The sequence below is a fragment of the Caulobacter sp. FV1ye13L genome (assembly GCF_058681155.1).
On the sequence record NZ_CM178732.1, the window covers coordinates 2704831 to 2720526 of the forward strand.

Below are 15696 nucleotides of genomic sequence, written 5' to 3' on the forward strand. Positions count from 1 at the left end.
AGACGGTGGCCCGAAGGGCCGGATGAGGGGTTGTCCGGCCGCTCCGTTGCTGTTGTCGCGGGGCTTGCGCCGAGCGCCCCCTCATTCGTCGTTGCGTGACACCTTCTCCCGCAAGGGGAGAAGGAGAGGATATTCATGCTCTGGATTCCCATCACCATCGGCGCGGCGGCCTTGCAGGTCGCCCGCAACGCCGCCCAGCGCTCCGTCATGGGCGGAGCGGGGCCGTGGGGCGCAACCCTGGTGCGGTTCCTGTTTGGCCTGCCCTTCGCCACCGTGTTCGCGGCCATCGCCTGGTGGGCCACACCGGGCGCGCAGGCCCATCCCACGACCTGGTTCTGGCTGGCCTGCGCGGCGGGGGCGGGACTGCAGATCGCCGCCACGGCCGCCTTGCTGACCGCCATGCATCGCTCGACCTTCGCTCTGGGCACAGCCATGCAGCAGAGCGGGCTGCCCTTCGCTCTTGTCTGGGGCGCGCTGCTGTTTGGCGACCATGTCGGCCTGATGGCCTGGATCGGCGGCCTGGTGGTCACCCTGGGTCTGGCGGCCCTGACCTGGCCGAGAGGCGAGGTGGTCCTGCGTCGCGGCGCCGTTCTGGCCGGGCTGGGCTCTGGCGCGATCTTCGCGCTGAGCGCCAACTGCTTTCGCCAGGCCAGCCTGGCCTTCGATCCCGGCCATCCCGTCGCCTCGGCCTTCGTCACGGTGATGATCGTCCAGGCCATCCAGACGGTGACCCTGACCAGCGTGCTGGCGGTGCGAAACCCGGCCGCCATTGCGGCGGTGGTCGCTGTCTGGCGGCAGTCTCTGGGGGCGGGGTTCTGCGGCGCGGCGGCCTCGGGCCTGTGGTTCACAGCCATGGCTCTGAGTCCGGTCGGACCGGTCCGGGCCGTCGGCGTGGTCGAAATGCCCATCGCCGCCCTGGCCGGGCGACGGCTGTTTTCCGAGCGTCTGACCCGTCTGCAGATCGTCGCCGGAGTGGTCACTGCGCTCGGCGTGGTCATGGCCGCGCTCGGCTAGATTTCGCCATGATTAGGCGCCTGGAGACCCTCGCCGAAAATGCCTTTGGACGACCCGCGAATAGACCTTGAAATCAACGCTTTCGCAGGGCAAACGGGCAGCGTCGACGCGCTTTGGGGCTGTCAGGCGACGGCGCGGCCAGGGGGCGGCGCTCCCGCCTTGTCCTCGAGTGCGTAAACCCAGATGAGACGGCGATTCCGGGGAATCATGTTGTCCTTGTCCGGTAGTGGGTTAGGTAGTGAATCGCGCGAAGTCCGCTTCGCGCCGAGGACTGGTCCAGAGCCTGCTTTCGTCTTGAACTGCCGCGTTTTGCCCCTCTATCCCTCAGTCAGGGCTTTCAATGTTTTCTTCCCTCTTCGGCGTGATCTCCAACGACATCGCCATCGACCTCGGAACGGCCAACACCCTCATCTATATGAAGGGCAAAGGCATTGTTCTGAACGAGCCGTCGGTGGTGGCGCTTCGCAATGTCGGTGGCCGCAAGATCGTCCACGCCGTGGGAATTGAGGCCAAGCAGATGCTGGGCCGTACGCCCGGTCACATGGAAGCCATCCGTCCGATGCGCGACGGGGTCATCGCCGACTTCGAAGTCGCCGAGGAGATGATCAAGTATTTCATCCGCAAGGTTCACAACCGCAAGGGCTTCGTGAACCCCAAGGTCATCGTCTGCGTGCCGTCGGGCGCCACCGCCGTCGAGCGCCGCGCGATCAACGATTCCTGCCTGAACGCCTCGGCCCGCCGCGTCGGCCTGATCGACGAGCCGATGGCCGCCGCGATCGGCGCCGGTCTGCCGATCCACGAGCCGACCGGTTCGATGGTCGTCGACATCGGCGGCGGCACCACCGAGGTGGCCGTGCTGTCGCTGTCGGGCATCGTCTATTCGCGTTCGGTCCGCGTCGGCGGCGACAAGATGGACGAGGCGATCATCAGCTACATGCGTCGCCACCATAATCTGCTGATCGGCGAAACGACTGCCGAGCGCATCAAGAAGGAAATCGGCACCGCCCGCGCGCCGGCCGACGGCGAAGGCCTGTCGATCGACGTCAAGGGCCGCGACCTGATGCAGGGCGTGCCGCGCGAAGTCCGCATCTCTGAAAAGCAGGCTGCCGACGCCCTGGCTGAACCGGTCGGGCAGATCGTCGAGGCCGTGAAGGTCGCCCTGGAGGCCACGCCTCCGGAACTGGCTTCTGATATCGCCGACAAGGGCATCATGCTGACCGGCGGCGGCGCGCTGCTGCGCGGCCTGGACGCCGAGATCCGCGACCACACCGGCCTGCCGGTGACCGTGGCCGATGACCCGCTATCCTGCGTGGCCCTGGGCTGCGGCAAGGTGCTTGAGCATCCCAAGTGGATGAAGGGCGTCCTGGAATCCACCCTGGCCTAGGCCTAATTTCCGACAAAGGCGCCGGGGCGGCGCCAGGAGAACGCGTTCGTGCCCTTTCGCGAAGGTCCCCTCGGCGACCTGAAAGTGCCGCTCACCTGGACCGCGGCCGTGGCGCTCATCGTCGCGGTCGTGATCGCGGTGGCGTTCCTGCTGGCTGATCGGCGCGAGACGCTGCAGGACCATGCCTATGGCGTGACCCGTCAGACGGTGGACACGGTCTCCAAGCCCGTGAGCGGCGTGATCGCCGCGCCGGGGCGCTGGACGGGTCTGGGTCTCGACTTCGTGCGCAGCTATTTCTTCACCGCCTCCGAGAACCGCCGTCTGAAGGCCGAGAATACCGAGATGCGCCAGTGGCGCGATCGGGCCCTTGCGCTGCAGGACACCAACGATCGCTACAAGTCGCTGCTGGGCCTGAAGACCGATCCGCCCATTCCCATGGCGTCCGCCCGCGTGGTCAGCGACAGCCGCGGCCCCTTCGCCAATACCCGCTTGGCCGACGCCGGCTCCGAAAAGGGCGTGGTGGTCGGCAATCCTGTCCTCAATGAGCGCGGTCTGGTCGGCCGGGTCGTCGGCGTTTCGCGCGGCGTCAGCCGCGTGCTGCTGCTGACCGATATCGCCTCGCGCACCCCTGTGATGATCGACCGCACAAACGCCCGCGCCATCCTGACCGGCGACGGAGGCCCCAATCCCAAGCTGGAATATCTGCGCGGCGTTGACCCTATCCAGCAGGGCGACCGGGTGGTCACCTCCGGTGATGGCGGCGTGGTGCCGCGCGGCCTGCCGGTGGGCGCGGCGGTCAAGGGTCTCGACGGGCGCTGGCGCGTGGTTCTGTTCGCCGACGATGCGGCGATTGATTTCGTCCGTATCCTGCTCTTCAAGGATTTCGCTCAACTGGCCGACGAGAAGCAGTTGCAGACCCGCAGCCTGCCGCCCGTGACCACTGAAGATCCCCAGACCTCGATTCTCAGCGCGCCAGTTGCCGTCACCAGGCCGCCCGTGGCTCCCGCCCCTCCGGCATCCGGACTGCCGGCATCCAGGCCGGCTGCAGCGGCGCCGGCGCAATGAGCATGCGCGGCGCCAGGCCCCTGCACCCGGCGCGCTGGCTGGGCATTCCGCTGCTCGTTTGCATGGCGGCCACCATCGTTTTTGCAGCGCCGCTGCGCATCTGGGGCCTGCAACTGCCCGAGCCGGTCTTCGCCATGGTTCCGGCCTTTGCCTGGGCCCTGATCCGGCCCTCGATCCTCGCGCCCTTCGCCATCCTGCTGTTGGGTCTGTTCCTGGACCTGTTCTGGGGCGGTCCGACGGGCCTGTGGGGCCTGTCCCTGCTGGTGGCCTATGCGATGGTGCTGATGGCTCGCAACATGATGACCGGCCAAAGCCGGGTCATGATGTGGGCCTGGTTTGCCGGCGTCACGGCTGTCGCCATGGTCGCCGGCTTCCTGTTTTCGATGCTCGACAGCCTGGCGACCCCCAGTCTGCTGGCCGTTTTCTGGCAGTTTCTGGCCACGGCCCTGCTGTTCCCGTTCGCCCACCGGCTGGTCGACCGCTTCGACGACGCCGACGTTCGTTTCCGGTAAGGCGATGAGCGAACCGTCAATCCTGTTCTTTGAGGTCAACGAGCGCCAGGGGGTGTTCCACCGGCGCGCGTTCCTGATGGGCGGCCTCGCCGGCGCCGGCCTGCTGGCCCTCGGCGGCCGCCTGGCGCAACTGCAACTGGTCGAGGCCCAGCGCTACCAGAAGCTGTCGGCCGGAAACCAGTTCAATTATCGGCTGATGCCCCCGCCGCGCGGCCTGATTCTGGACCGCAACGGCACGCCCCTGGCGTCCAACCGGCCCAATTTCCGGCTGATGATCACCAAGGACAAGGGCCTCGACGTCGAGGCCGCTCTCGATGACCTGTCAAAGTTGGTGCCGATCGATGGAACGCGGCGCGCCCGCCTGATCAAGGATATCGCCCGCGCGCCTCGCAAGGCGCCGGTGGCGATCATGGAAGACATGAGCTGGGAGGAGTTCTCCCGCGTCAATATTCGCGCGCCCGAACTGCCTGGCGTCACCGCCGACATGGGCGAGGTCAGGGTCTATCCGTTTGGCGGCGCCTTCGCCCATGTCATCGGCTATGTCGCCAAGGTGTCGGACCGTGACCTGAAGGCGGCCGAGAAGGACCCGACCCAGGACCAGGACCTGCTGCACCATCCGGGCTTCCGGATCGGCAAGCAGGGCGTGGAAAAGGCCTTTGACACCGATCTGCGCGGCCGCGCCGGCGCGACCAAGGCCGAGGTCGACGCCCTGGGCCGGGTCGTGCGCCTTGATCCGGAAGGCGACATCCGCCCGACGCCGGGCAAGGAGATCCGCCTTACCCTCGACGCGGATATCCAGAACCGCGCCCTCGAGGTGATGGGCCAGGAAAGCGGCGCCATCGTCGTGATGGACGTGCGCAACGGGGACCTGCTGTGCATGGTCTCGGCGCCCAGTTTCGACGCCAATCGGTTCGTCAAAGGGCTCAGCGGGCCTGAATACAAGGCTCTGGCCGAGTACGAGCGCAAGCCTCTGCTCGACAAGGCGATGACGGGCACCTATCCGCCCGGCTCGACCTTCAAGCCGACCGTGGCGCTGGCGGCCTTGACGGCGGGTGTCGATCCCGAAGTGCGGATCAACTGTTCGGGCGGCTGGTACTATGGCGGCCGCACCTGGCGTTGCTGGGAAAAGGGCGGTCACGGCGCCCAGAACATGAACGACGCGATCAAGAACTCCTGTGACATCTATTTCTACCAGGTCGCGCTGAGGATCGGGCCGGATGCGATCGCCAAGGCGGCCCGCGCTGTCGGTTTCGGCGAGATCTTCGATATCGGCATTCCCGGACAGAGGCGCGGCATCGTTCCGGATCGCGCCTGGAAGAAGAAGGCCTTCAAGGACCCCCGCAACCAGATCTGGTTCCCCGGCGAGTCCCCCAGCTACGGGATCGGGCAGGGTGCGCTGAACGTCAACGCCCTGCAGCTGGCGGTCATGACGGCGCGCCTGGCCAATGGAAAAAAGGCTCTGGTCCCGCGGCTGATCAAGTCGGTCGGCGGCATTGAGCAGCCCAGCGGGGCGGCTGTGCCGGAGCTGCCGTTCTCCGCCGAACATCTGGCCTATGTCCGCGACGGCATGGCGGCGGTCTCCGCGGCTGGCGGCACCGCCTATCGCAACAGCCAGCTGGGGCTGGGCGACATCCAGATGGCCGGCAAGACCGGCACGGCCCAGGTGCGCAGCTTCGACAAGGGCGTGTCTCGCGACAGCAAGGACGTGCGCTGGCGGCTGAAGGACCACAACCTGTTCGTCGCCTTCGCCCCCTATGACGACCCGCGCTACGCTGTGTCGGTGATCATCGAGCATGGCGGCATGGGCGGCGCCACCGCCGGCGCGCCGCGCGCCCGCGAAGTCATGCGCGTGGCCCTGCTGAAGGATCCAGAGATCCGCGCCCGGATTGAAAAGCCGATGCCCATGCCCGACGCGCCGCCCGAGGCGGTGATCGAGGGCGCCGCGCCGGAGGATCCGATCATTGGCGCGCCGCCCCAGGCTGCACCGCAGGAGCCGCAGACATGACCCTCAGCGGTGGTCTCAGCCGTCCCGGTGAACGCGACCGGCCTATCATCAAGTTCATGGAGATCGACTGGACGTTCTGTCTGGCGCTCTGCCTGATCGCCGGCGCCGGCGCGCTGATGATGTTCTCGATTGCCGGGGCGTCCTGGGAGCCGTGGGCGGCCAAGCACCTGGTTCGCTTCGGGCTCTACTTCGTCATGATGATCGTGCTGGCCATGATCGACCTGCGCCTGTGGTTCATGATCGCCTATCCGGTCTATGCGGTCGGGCTGCTGCTGCTGGTCGCCGTGGAACTGGTGGGTGACACCTCGCTGGGCGCCACGCGCTGGCTGTCGATCGGCGGTTTCCGCTTCCAGCCCTCGGAAATCATGAAGATCGGCCTCGTCCTGGCCCTCGCCCGCTACTATCACGGCCTTTCGGCCGACAGCGCCCGGATGTCCTGGCGATTGCTGGTCCCGGCGGTGATGATCGCGGCGCCGGTGCTCTTGGTGGCCCACCAGCCCGACCTGGGCACGGCCATTCTGATTGCGTCGACGGGGCTCGCCATCGTCATCCTGGCCGGCCTGTCATGGCGGATCATCGTCGCCGGCATAGTCGCGGTTCTGGCCGCTATTCCGCCGTTCATCCTGTTCGTGCTGCACGATTATCAGCGCAACCGGATCCTGACCTTCATGGATCCTGAAAGCGACCCCTCCGGCAAGGGCTACCAGATCATGCAGTCCAAGATCGCCCTGGGGTCGGGCGGTCTGATGGGCAAGGGCTTTGGCCTTGGCTCGCAGAGCCAGCTGAACTTCCTGCCCGAAAAACAGACCGATTTCATCTTCGCCACCCTGGCCGAGGAATTCGGCTTCCTGGGCTGTTTCAGCGTGCTGTTCCTGTATGGCGTCGTGATCTTCATGGCCTTGCGCATCGCTTCGATCAGCCACAGTCATTTTGGTCGCCTGGCCGCAGCCGGCACGACGGCCACGTTCGCGCTCTATGTGCTGATCAATGGGGCGATGGTGATGGGCATGGCGCCGGTGGTCGGGGTGCCCATGCCGATGCTGTCCTACGGCGGCACTGTGATGCTGACCGTGATGATCGGCTTTGGCCTGGTCCAGGCCGTTCGGGTGCACCGCTACACCGAGGTCACCAGCGGCAAGGGATCGCTGATGTGACGCCGGAGGCGGGCCATTTGCTGCCCGTCATCCTGACGCCGCGTCTGCGCCTGCGCTGTTTCGAAGCCGGCGACGCGCCGAGCCTCGCCGCCAATCTGACGCCGCCGGTGACCCGCTGGCTGGCGACCTGGCCCGATCCCGTGTCCGTCGACCTCGCCACCCAGCGCATCCAGATTGCCCGAGACGGCGTCACGGCCGGCTGGCACGTCGGCTATAGCGTCGAACGCTTGTCCGACGGGTTGCTGATCGGGGGCTTCGGCGGCGATGTCGATGTGACCGGCGAGACCTTCGAGATCGGCTATCACCTGGCCGAACACGCCCACGGCCAAGGCTATATGACAGAAGCGGGCCGGGCGGCGATCGCCACGCTCTGGGATCTGATGCCGATCAAGCGGATTGAGGCCGTCGCGCAGCGTGAGAACGTCGCGTCGTTCGCGGTGATGCAGCGTCTCGGTATGGCCCCCGCAGGTCAGAGACTGGTCCATTCCCTGGCGCGCGATCGCTGGGAGTGGTGCGGTGTCTATGGCGTGGATCGTCCCCGGCGCTGAGCTTGGGGCTGGCGTCACGTCGAGCCGCGAAACGGGTCCTAGGAAACCAGCGCTGACTCGGTGGCCCGCACCAGCCCGTCGATAATGCCGGGCTCGGTCGAGGCGTGTCCGGCGTCCCAGATGATGTCGAAGCGCGCTTCCGGCCAGGCCTTGTGCAGCGACCAGGCGCTGTCGAGCGGCGTGACCACATCGAAGCGGCCCTGCACGATCCAGCCGGGGATGTGCTTGATCTTGTCGATGTTCTTCAGGATCCAGCCGTCGTGGTCGAAGAAGCCCTTGTTGGTGAAGAAGTGGCATTCGATCCGCGCGAAGGCGACGGCGAAGTCTTCCTCATTGAACTTGGAGGGACGGGCCTCGGGCCCGCGCAGCGAGATGGTGTCACCCTCCCACTGGCTCCAGGCGGCGGCGGCTTCCAGCTGTACGCGACGATCGGGGGCGACCAGCCGCCGGTGATAAGCGCTCATCAGATCGCCGCGTTCTTCCTCGGGGATCGGCGCCAGGAACCGCTCCCAGGCGTCAGGGAACAGCATTGAGGCGCCGTCCTGATAGAACCAGCGCAGTTCCTTCTCGGTGAGCAGGAAGATACCGCGCAGCACCAGGCCCTCGACGCGGTCGGGATGCTTGATGGCGTAGGCCAGGGCCAGGGTCGAACCCCACGAGCCGCCGAACACGGTCCATTTCTCGACGCCAAGATGTTCGCGAAGCCGCTCGATGTCCTCGATCAGGCTCCAGGTCGTGTTGTCGTCCAGGCTGGCATTGGGGCGCGAGCGGCCGCAGCCGCGCTGGTCGAACAGCGCCATGCGCCATTTGGCCGGGTCGAAGAACCGCCGCATGGTCGGATTGACCGCCCCGCCGGGGCCGCCGTGCAGGATCACGCACGGCTTGCCACGCGGATTGCCGCATTCCTCGTAATAGATCTCGTGCGGGCCGCCGGTGGGCATCCAGCCGAACGAATAGGGTTCGACCTCGCGGAAGAGGCCGCGCCGGCCGATCGAGGACATGACGGTGGAGGAAGCGTTGCGATCCATGCCCCGAACCTAACGCGCTTCACATCGTCCTGTGAACGAAAGATCGACCGGCGCCGTTCGGGGATGCGTCCTGCCGCCGAGTTGCTATGTTCTGCTCATGGACTCGCCTGAAGATCTGACCGACGAAGAGCTGCTGGGCATGCTCACCCCGCGCCAGCTGGCGGAACTGGACCGCACGATCGGCGAGACCTTCTCCGATGGTGGCGTTGATCGGGTCGAGGCGCTGTTCGCGCTGGCCCAGGTCTATTCGATGCGCGCAGCCCAGCGCGACGAGACCTCGGCCCTGGCCCTGCTGCAGCTGGCGGCGGCGATGCGGCGGCGCGCCGAGGCGCTGGCCAGCGGCCGGCCCTGAAGCGTCAGGCCGGAAAGCGGCGATCCAGCCAGTCCAGCATGGCCGCATTGACCTCTGCCGGCTTCTCCTGCTGGGTCCAGTGACCGCTGCCCTTGATCAGCACCTTTTCCAGATCCTCGATCTGTTCGCCCATGCGGTCGCAGAGCGATGGCGGCAAGACCACATCATGCTCGGCCATGATCATCAGGCAGGGGATGGCGTCGATGCGGCGGGGCAGGTGCTCCGCGCGCTGCCAGTTGCGGGTGAAGTTGCGGTACCAGTTGATGCCCCCGGTAAAGCCGGTGCGCTCGAAGGTCTCGGTGAACACGGCCAGTTCCTCGGGACGCAGGAACTGCAGCGGGTCGCTGGCGGGATCGTAACGCGCCAGGCCTTCCTGCAGGGCCAGGCTCTTGCGCTCCGCCGGGCGCGCCTCGAAGGCTTCGACGCTGTCGCCGGGCGCGCGCATGAAGAAGCGGATGGTCTTGCCAGGATCGGAGCCCAGTAGCGCGTCGGCGACGCCAGGCTTCTGGAAGTGGACGATGTACATCTCGTCGCCATAGGCGCGGCGGTACATCTCGATCGGATCTATCGGCAGGCGAGGGGTGAACGGGGTGTTCAGGCCCACGATCCCGGCGCAGCGATCGGGATGCAGCAGCGGCATGGCCCAAACGATGATGCCGCCCCAGTCGTGACCGACGAAGACCGCCTTTTCGACGCCCAGATGGTCCAGCAGTCCGACCAGATCGCCGGTCAGGCTGTCCATGTCATAGGCCTCGACCGGTTCGGGGCGATCGGTCAGGCCATAGCCGCGCTGGTCTGGCGCGATCACCCACCGCCCGGCCGCAGCCAGCGCCGCGATCTGGTGTCGCCAAGAATAGGAGAATTCCGGAAAGCCGTGGCACAGCACGATGGGAACGCCCTGGCGCGGGCCGGCCTCGTAGTAGGCCATGCGGATACCATTGACCGTCGCGAAAGACGGCTGCGGCATCGGCGGGGCCAGCGGACGCTCCTCGGTGCGGCTCATCGATGTCTCCTGCAGCTTTCCGGCCCTATCTGATTGTTGATCACCGTGACGGCCCAAACCTCGCACCGCAAGCCGGTTGAGGGGTTCACGTTGCGTCAAACGAGAGTAGAAGGCCGCATGACCGTCGCCGAACCGCCCGTCGCAACGCCCTGGAGGCTGGTCCTCCTGCTGGGCGCCCTGACCGCCTTCGCGCCCATGTCGATCGACATGTACCTCTCGAGCCTGCCGTCGATCGGCCGGTCGCTGCACGCCGGGCCGGATCAGACCCAGGCGACGCTGGCCGCGTTTTTCGCCGGCATGGCCATCGGCCAGTTCATCTACGGCCCGGCGTCGGATCGCCTGGGCCGACGAGGACCGATCCTGTTTGGGGTTGCAGTTTATTTCCTGGCTTCAGTCGCCTGCGCGCTGGCGCCGACGATCGAGGCGTTGATCGCGGCGCGGTTCGTTCAGGCCCTGGGCGGTTGCGCCGGAGCGGTGGTCGCCCGAGCCGTGGTGCGCGATCGCTTTGGCCATGCTGACACGGCGCGGGTGCTGTCTTTGATGACCCTGATCATGGGCCTGGCGCCCGTGCTGGCGCCGCAGCTTGGCGGTCTGATCCAGCTGGTCGCCGGCTGGCGCGGCGTGTTCTGGGTGCTGGCGGGGTTTGGCCTGGCCATCGGCCTCTGGGTGGCGCTGGGGCTGAGCGAGTCGCGCTCGGCCGAGACCGAGGCTCAGGCGCGGTCGGAAAACCCCTTCAAGGCGTTCGGAGCCTTGCTGCGGATGCGGCGGCTGGTGGGCTATGGCGTGGCCGGGACACTGAACGGCGCGGTGCTGTTCACCTACATTTCCGGTGGCCCGGATGTGATCATGAGCACCTACGGCCACTCGCCGCTGGTCTTCAACATGATCTTCGCCTTCAACGCCGTAGGCATCATCGGCGCCAGCCAGGTCAATCGGCTGCTCCTGCGCCGGACAACCCCGGACCGGGTGCTGATGCGCGCCAGCATCGCGTCGGTGATCTTCGCCTTCCTGCTGGTCGGGGCGGCCTGGTCGGGTCTGGGCGGACAGTGGACGGTGCTGCCGTTGCTGTTTCTGTCGCTGTCGACCTATGGCCTGATGGGCGGCAACACCATGGCCGGCGCGCTCAGCATTGATCCCAAGCGGGCGGGGTCGACCTCCGCCCTGATGGGCGCGGCCTCGTTCGGTTCCGGCGCCATCGCCGCCTGGGTCAGCGGCCTTCTGCACGACGGCACGGCCAGACCGATGGCCGGCGTGATGTTCGCCTGCCTGATCGGCTCGTCGCTGGCCATCTTCCTGATCGCCCTGCCCGCGGGCGGCGCCAAGACCGAAGCCTGAGGCGGGCCCGTCAGGCCCTAGCCGATCAGGTTGCGCACCCAGATCAGGAAGTTTTCCCAGACCGCGATGAGCTTCGCCAATGGGTTTTCTGGCGCGGGCGGAGGCAGCGGCGGGGCTGGAACAAACCAGCTGGGCGCGGCGGGCGGCGCGCAGTTCATCCGCATGCCGACGCCCTTCAGATAGCCGCGCCGGATGCCGCCCGAGCGGATGGCGGCCTGGACGGCCCGGTCGTGCTTGGCCGCGCCGGTCAGCTTGCGAATCCAGCCCCGGAACGGCAGCACGTGGGTGGTCTGGTCGCGAACCTCGGCGACCCCGGCCTTCCAGGCGCCGTCGACCACCTTCCTGCTGCTGGAGCGCTCGTCGGGGGGCGGGGCCTCATCCAGATCTGGACCCAGCGCCGCGTCCAGCCGGCCGATCTCGGCGGCGATCGGCTCGCAACGCTCCAGACCCACCACGTCATAGGGATCGGCGACCGCGCGTGTCAGCACGGCCGGGATGTCCTTGCGCTTGAGGTTCAGGTCCTCGAGCGGCGCGGTGACGGCGTCGCGCATCGTGTCGCCGCGCTGGGTCGTGCCGGGATCGGCTGCCCAGGCCGGTCCGGTCAGCAGGGCGCAGGTCAGGGCGAGGGGTATCGAGCGACGCATCCTGCCGAGATCGCCCGGCTTTGCGGTCTGGCGCAAGAGGAATGCCTCAGGGGCGGCGATGAATGACGCCATCCTTGATCACCAGAACCACGGCCTTGGTCGCCTCGATGTCCCGGGTCGGGTCGCCGGACACGGCGACGATGTCGGCGAGGTAGCCGGACTTCAACTGGCCAAGATCGTTCTGCCGCCGCAGCACCCTGGCGTCCACGGCCGTCGCGGCCAGCAGGGCCTGGGTCGGGCTCATGCCGTGGCGGACCATCCACCCCAGCTCGCGGGCGTTGTCGCCATGGCGAAACACGCCGACATCGCTGCCCATACCGATGGTGACGCCGCTCTTCATCGCCAGCCTGAAGGCCCGTTCGGCGGCCTGCATGGCAGGCGTCGGCGGGGTCTTGCCGGCGACATAGCCGCCGAAATAGGTCGAGGTGCTCTCGCTGGCCGTCAGGGTCGGGAAATAGGCCATGCCCTTTTCGGCCATCAGCCTGAAGGTGGCTTCCGAGCCGCCATAGCCATGTTCGATGGTGTCGGCGCCGGCCAGGATCGAGCGGCGCATGCCTTCGTCGCTGGCGGCGTGGATGGCCACCGGGCGGCCGCTGGAATGGGCGACATCGATCATCGCCTTCAACTCGTCGAGGGTGAAGGTCGGCTGGGTCGAGCCGTCGGGGCCGACGCGGTAGTCGGCATAGATCTTGATCCAGTCGGCGCCCGCGCCGGCCTGCTCGCGCACCGCCCTGACGCCCTCGTCGATTCCGCTGGCCTCCTGGGCGCCTTGGGGGATCTCGGCGTCAGGATTGTAGTTGCGGCGCGCGGGGCCGTAGGCGCCGGTGGCGACGATGGCGCGCGTGGCGACGAACAGGCGCGGGCCGGGGACCAGCCTGTCGTTGATGGCGCGCTTGATCGAGACGTCCGACACGCCCGCGCCCTCGGCGCCCAGGTCGCGCAGGGTGGTGAAGCCGGCGTCCAGCGTGGCCCTGGCCTGAACCGTCGCGCGGATGACGCGGTAGTCGGGCGCCTCCTTGAGCACCTGATCGTCCCACGAGGTTTCGTTATAGGGGTGCAGCAGCAGGTGGCTGTGCAGGTCCATCAGGCCGGGGATCACCGTCGCCCCGGGCAGGTCGATGACTTCAGCGCCTGTTGCATCAAGGCTCGCGGCGGGGCCGACGGCGGCGATCCTGTTGTCGCGGATCAGGACGCCCCAGCCCTCATGGGGCGGACCGGCGTCCTCGGCTGTCCAGACGCGGGCGGGCTTGAGCAGGATCGGCTGGGCGGCTTCGCCGAGGCTGGGAGTCAGGACCAGGGCAAGGAGAGCGATCAGAGGGCGCATGGACGACTCGCGGTTGGGTGATGAGCTAACGCCAAAATCGCGGCGGTCCCAAATGACGGAATGGGCGAAGGAATGGGCGCGGACGATAGACGTCGCCCGCGCCCGCCCTGTGCTGCCCGCTAGGCGGTCGCGCAGCGCCAGCAGATCAGCGGTCCGTCCTCTTCGTCGAGACGCTCGCCTGCTTGAACGAAGCCGTTTCGGCTCAGTACGCGCTGCGACGCCAGGTTCGTCGTGGATGTCTCGGCGGTCAGGGCCGTCACGTCGGCGCATTGTCTCGCCCACGCGACGATGTCGCCCACCGCTCGGCCGGCATGGCCGCGACCCTGCCGGCTGGGCGCGACGCCATAGCCGATATCGACCACGCCGTGCTCTGGCGGCCGCGTGACGGAGCAGAGCCCAACCACCTCGCCGCTTTCGACGATCAGCCAGGAGGCGGGCGAGAAGGTCGCCCAGACGCCGTCGGCGACACCGGCCAGCATTTCGATAATGGCAGGCGGCGCGATCGGCGTGTCGGCCGGATCAAGATCTCTTGGCCCCAGGCCGAGTATCAGGCGTGCGTAGTCGTCTTTAGTTGTTTCCAGGATCATGGTGGCTCTCGAAGAAAATGAGGGGACGTCGATGACGTCTGTTCAGGCTTCGTGAGCGGCCAGCGTCCGGGCGTGCTCACACGCGTCCGCGCTGGCCGCTGAAGCGGTCCGAGGCGAGGTCGGTGAGCAAAGGCATTCTCCTGGTACTGGCCCGCCGATCTCGTCGGTGGGTCTCCAGAAACACTACGAACTCTATGCGCCGCTGGGAAGCCTCAGATTTCCTGGTTGTACTTCCCGACCCGGGCGCCCAGGCGCGGCTTCACTTCCTGACGGAACAGGGCCCGCATGTCGTCTTCGGAACTGGTGCTCTCGACCACGACCACGATCTCGGGCTTGTTCGAGGAGGCCCGCACCAGCACCCACGAGCCGTCTTCCAGGTGCACGCGCACGCCGTTGACGGTGATGACCTCGGTGATCCTGCGGCCCAGGATCGAGCCGCCGGCGGCGAACAGGTCCTGATATTCCTTCACCACGTCATCGACGACGCCGTACTTCACTTCGTCGCCGCAGTGCGGGCTCATGGTCAGTGAGGTGAAGGCCACGGGCAGGGCCTTGCGCATGTCCGACAGCTTCAGGCCCGGATTGCGGTCCAGCATGGCCAGGACGGCGGCGGCGGCGGTCAGACCGCAGTCATAGCCGTAGCCCAGGTCGCCGTTCATGAAGAAGTGGCCGCTCTTTTCGAAGCCGGCCAGGGCCCCGACCTCGGCGCTCTTGCGCTTGATGTAGCTGTGGCCGGTCTTCCAGTAGATCACCTTGCAGCCGTGCTGGGCCAGGATCGGGTCGGTGGCGTAGAGCCCCGTCGACTTCACATCGACCACGAAGGTCGCGCCGGGGTTCAGCGGGGCCAGATCGCGGGCCAGCATCAGGCCGATCTTGTCGGCGAAGATCTCCTCGCCCTCGTCGTCGACCACGCCGCAGCGGTCGCCGTCGCCGTCGAAGCCGAAGGCCAGGTCGGCGCCATGCTCCCGAACGGCGGCGGCCATCGAGTGCAGCATCTCCACGTCTTCCGGGTTCGGATTGTATTTCGGGAAGGTGTAGTCGAGCTCGGTGTCCATCCCGATCACCTCGCTGACGCCCATGCGCTGCAGGGCGTCGACCGCGAAGGCGCCAGCCGTGCCGTTGCCGCAGGCGGCGATGACCTTCAGGGGACGGGTGATGCTGGCCCGCTTGGCGACGTCGGCGATGAAGCGCTCGGCCTCGCCCTCGACCCGGATCAGCTTGCCGCCGTCGCGTTCCACGAACTTGCCGCCCAGCACGATGTCGCGCAGGCGACCCATCTCGTCGGGACCGAAGGTGAGGGGGCGCTGAGCGCCCATCTTCACGCCGGTCCAGCCGTTCTCGTTGTGGCTGGCGGTGACCATGGCCACGCAGGGGATGTCCAGATCGAACTGGGCGAAATAGGCGGTGGGCGACAGGGCCAGGCCGATGTCGTGGACCTCGCAGCCGGCCGAGATCAGGCCCAGGATCAGGGCGTTCTTGATCGAGCTGGAATAGGAGCGGAAATCGTGGCCGACCACGATCTTCGACAGGCCCAGCTCGTGGATATAGGTGCCCAGGCCCAAACCCAGGGCCTGAATGCCCAGCAGGTTGATGTCGGGCCCAAACAGCCAGCGCGCGTCGTACTCGCGAAAGCCCGTGGCCTTGACCAGCGGCTCGTTCTCATAGGCGGCGGTATTGGGAACGAGGTCGGAGCGGGGCGCTGAGAACATCGGGGCTCGCATCAAGGTTGAGATCGTTGCTT

15 protein-coding genes are annotated in these 15696 nt (G+C 67.2%); 9 read left to right on the forward strand and 6 right to left on the reverse strand.

The window, feature by feature from the left end:
• The first annotated feature begins 135 nt into the window (after window positions 1–135).
• From ACW176_RS13050 to ACW176_RS13080, 7 genes are all read left to right on the forward strand, one after another.
• Entirely contained in the window at window positions 136–1014 is an 879-nt protein-coding gene (locus ACW176_RS13050; protein ID WP_492057611.1) for a DMT family transporter, read from the forward strand.
• A gap of 340 nt (window positions 1015–1354) precedes the next feature.
• Window positions 1355–2398 carry a rod shape-determining protein gene (locus tag ACW176_RS13055; RefSeq protein ID WP_004623009.1) on the forward strand — a complete coding sequence of 348 codons (1044 nt, stop codon included), beginning with the start codon at window positions 1355–1357 and terminating at the stop codon, window positions 2396–2398.
• 48 nt (window positions 2399–2446) lie between these two features.
• On the forward strand, window positions 2447–3463 hold the full coding sequence (gene mreC / locus ACW176_RS13060) for a rod shape-determining protein MreC (protein WP_492057610.1): 1017 nt from the start codon (window positions 2447–2449) through the stop codon (window positions 3461–3463).
• The gene (locus tag ACW176_RS13065) at window positions 3460–3975 is read left to right on the forward strand and encodes a hypothetical protein (protein ID WP_492057609.1); all 516 of its coding nucleotides are present in this window, start codon (window positions 3460–3462) and stop codon (window positions 3973–3975) included. Before mreC ends, ACW176_RS13065 begins: the two co-directional genes overlap by 4 nt.
• 4 nt (window positions 3976–3979) lie before the next feature.
• On the forward strand, window positions 3980–5980 hold the full coding sequence (gene mrdA / locus ACW176_RS13070) for a penicillin-binding protein 2 (RefSeq protein ID WP_419317460.1): 2001 nt from the start codon (window positions 3980–3982) through the stop codon (window positions 5978–5980).
• Window positions 5977–7134, forward strand: coding sequence for a rod shape-determining protein RodA (gene rodA, locus ACW176_RS13075; RefSeq protein ID WP_419317459.1), 1158 nt, complete (start codon window positions 5977–5979; stop codon window positions 7132–7134). Before mrdA ends, rodA begins: the two co-directional genes overlap by 4 nt.
• Complete coding sequence (locus ACW176_RS13080) at window positions 7131–7682, forward strand: GNAT family N-acetyltransferase (RefSeq protein ID WP_492109430.1); 552 nt, start codon at window positions 7131–7133, stop codon at window positions 7680–7682. The genes rodA and ACW176_RS13080 overlap by 4 nt, the downstream gene beginning before the upstream one ends.
• 38 nt (window positions 7683–7720) lie before the next feature.
• Here ACW176_RS13080 and pip read toward each other — a convergent pair whose 3' ends face one another.
• Window positions 7721–8710: a prolyl aminopeptidase gene (pip, locus tag ACW176_RS13085; protein ID WP_419317457.1), complete on the reverse strand. Its 990-nt coding sequence runs from the start codon at window positions 8708–8710 to the stop codon at window positions 7721–7723.
• Window positions 8711–8807: 97 nt separating this feature from the next.
• On the opposite strand from pip, the gene ACW176_RS13090 reads away from it, so the two are divergent.
• Window positions 8808–9062 carry a low temperature requirement protein A gene (locus ACW176_RS13090; protein WP_419317456.1) on the forward strand — a complete coding sequence of 85 codons (255 nt, stop codon included), beginning with the start codon at window positions 8808–8810 and terminating at the stop codon, window positions 9060–9062.
• 4 nt (window positions 9063–9066) lie between these two features.
• Here ACW176_RS13090 and ACW176_RS13095 read toward each other — a convergent pair whose 3' ends face one another.
• Window positions 9067–10029, reverse strand: coding sequence for an alpha/beta fold hydrolase (locus ACW176_RS13095; RefSeq protein ID WP_492111930.1), 963 nt, complete (start codon window positions 10027–10029; stop codon window positions 9067–9069).
• A gap of 153 nt (window positions 10030–10182) precedes the next feature.
• On the opposite strand from ACW176_RS13095, the gene ACW176_RS13100 reads away from it, so the two are divergent.
• A complete protein-coding gene (locus ACW176_RS13100) occupies window positions 10183–11400 on the forward strand; it encodes a multidrug effflux MFS transporter (RefSeq protein WP_419317454.1) in 1218 nt (405 codons plus the stop codon).
• 17 nt (window positions 11401–11417) lie between these two features.
• Here ACW176_RS13100 and ACW176_RS13105 read toward each other — a convergent pair whose 3' ends face one another.
• The 4 genes from ACW176_RS13105 to ACW176_RS13120 all read right to left on the reverse strand — a co-directional run bounded on the left by ACW176_RS13105 (window position 11418) and on the right by ACW176_RS13120 (window position 15664).
• Window positions 11418–12080 (reverse strand): hypothetical protein, encoded by a 663-nt coding sequence (locus tag ACW176_RS13105; protein WP_492109431.1) that lies wholly within the window; start codon window positions 12078–12080, stop codon window positions 11418–11420.
• Between the two features lie 10 nt (window positions 12081–12090).
• Complete coding sequence (locus tag ACW176_RS13110) at window positions 12091–13368, reverse strand: metal-dependent hydrolase family protein (protein ID WP_492109432.1); 1278 nt, start codon at window positions 13366–13368, stop codon at window positions 12091–12093.
• Window positions 13369–13487: 119 nt separating this feature from the next.
• Window positions 13488–13955, reverse strand: coding sequence for a GNAT family N-acetyltransferase (locus ACW176_RS13115; RefSeq protein WP_492109433.1), 468 nt, complete (start codon window positions 13953–13955; stop codon window positions 13488–13490).
• 212 nt (window positions 13956–14167) lie between these two features.
• Window positions 14168–15664 carry a phosphomannomutase/phosphoglucomutase gene (locus tag ACW176_RS13120; protein ID WP_492109434.1) on the reverse strand — a complete coding sequence of 499 codons (1497 nt, stop codon included), beginning with the start codon at window positions 15662–15664 and terminating at the stop codon, window positions 14168–14170.
• Between the last annotated feature and the right edge of the window lie 32 nt (window positions 15665–15696).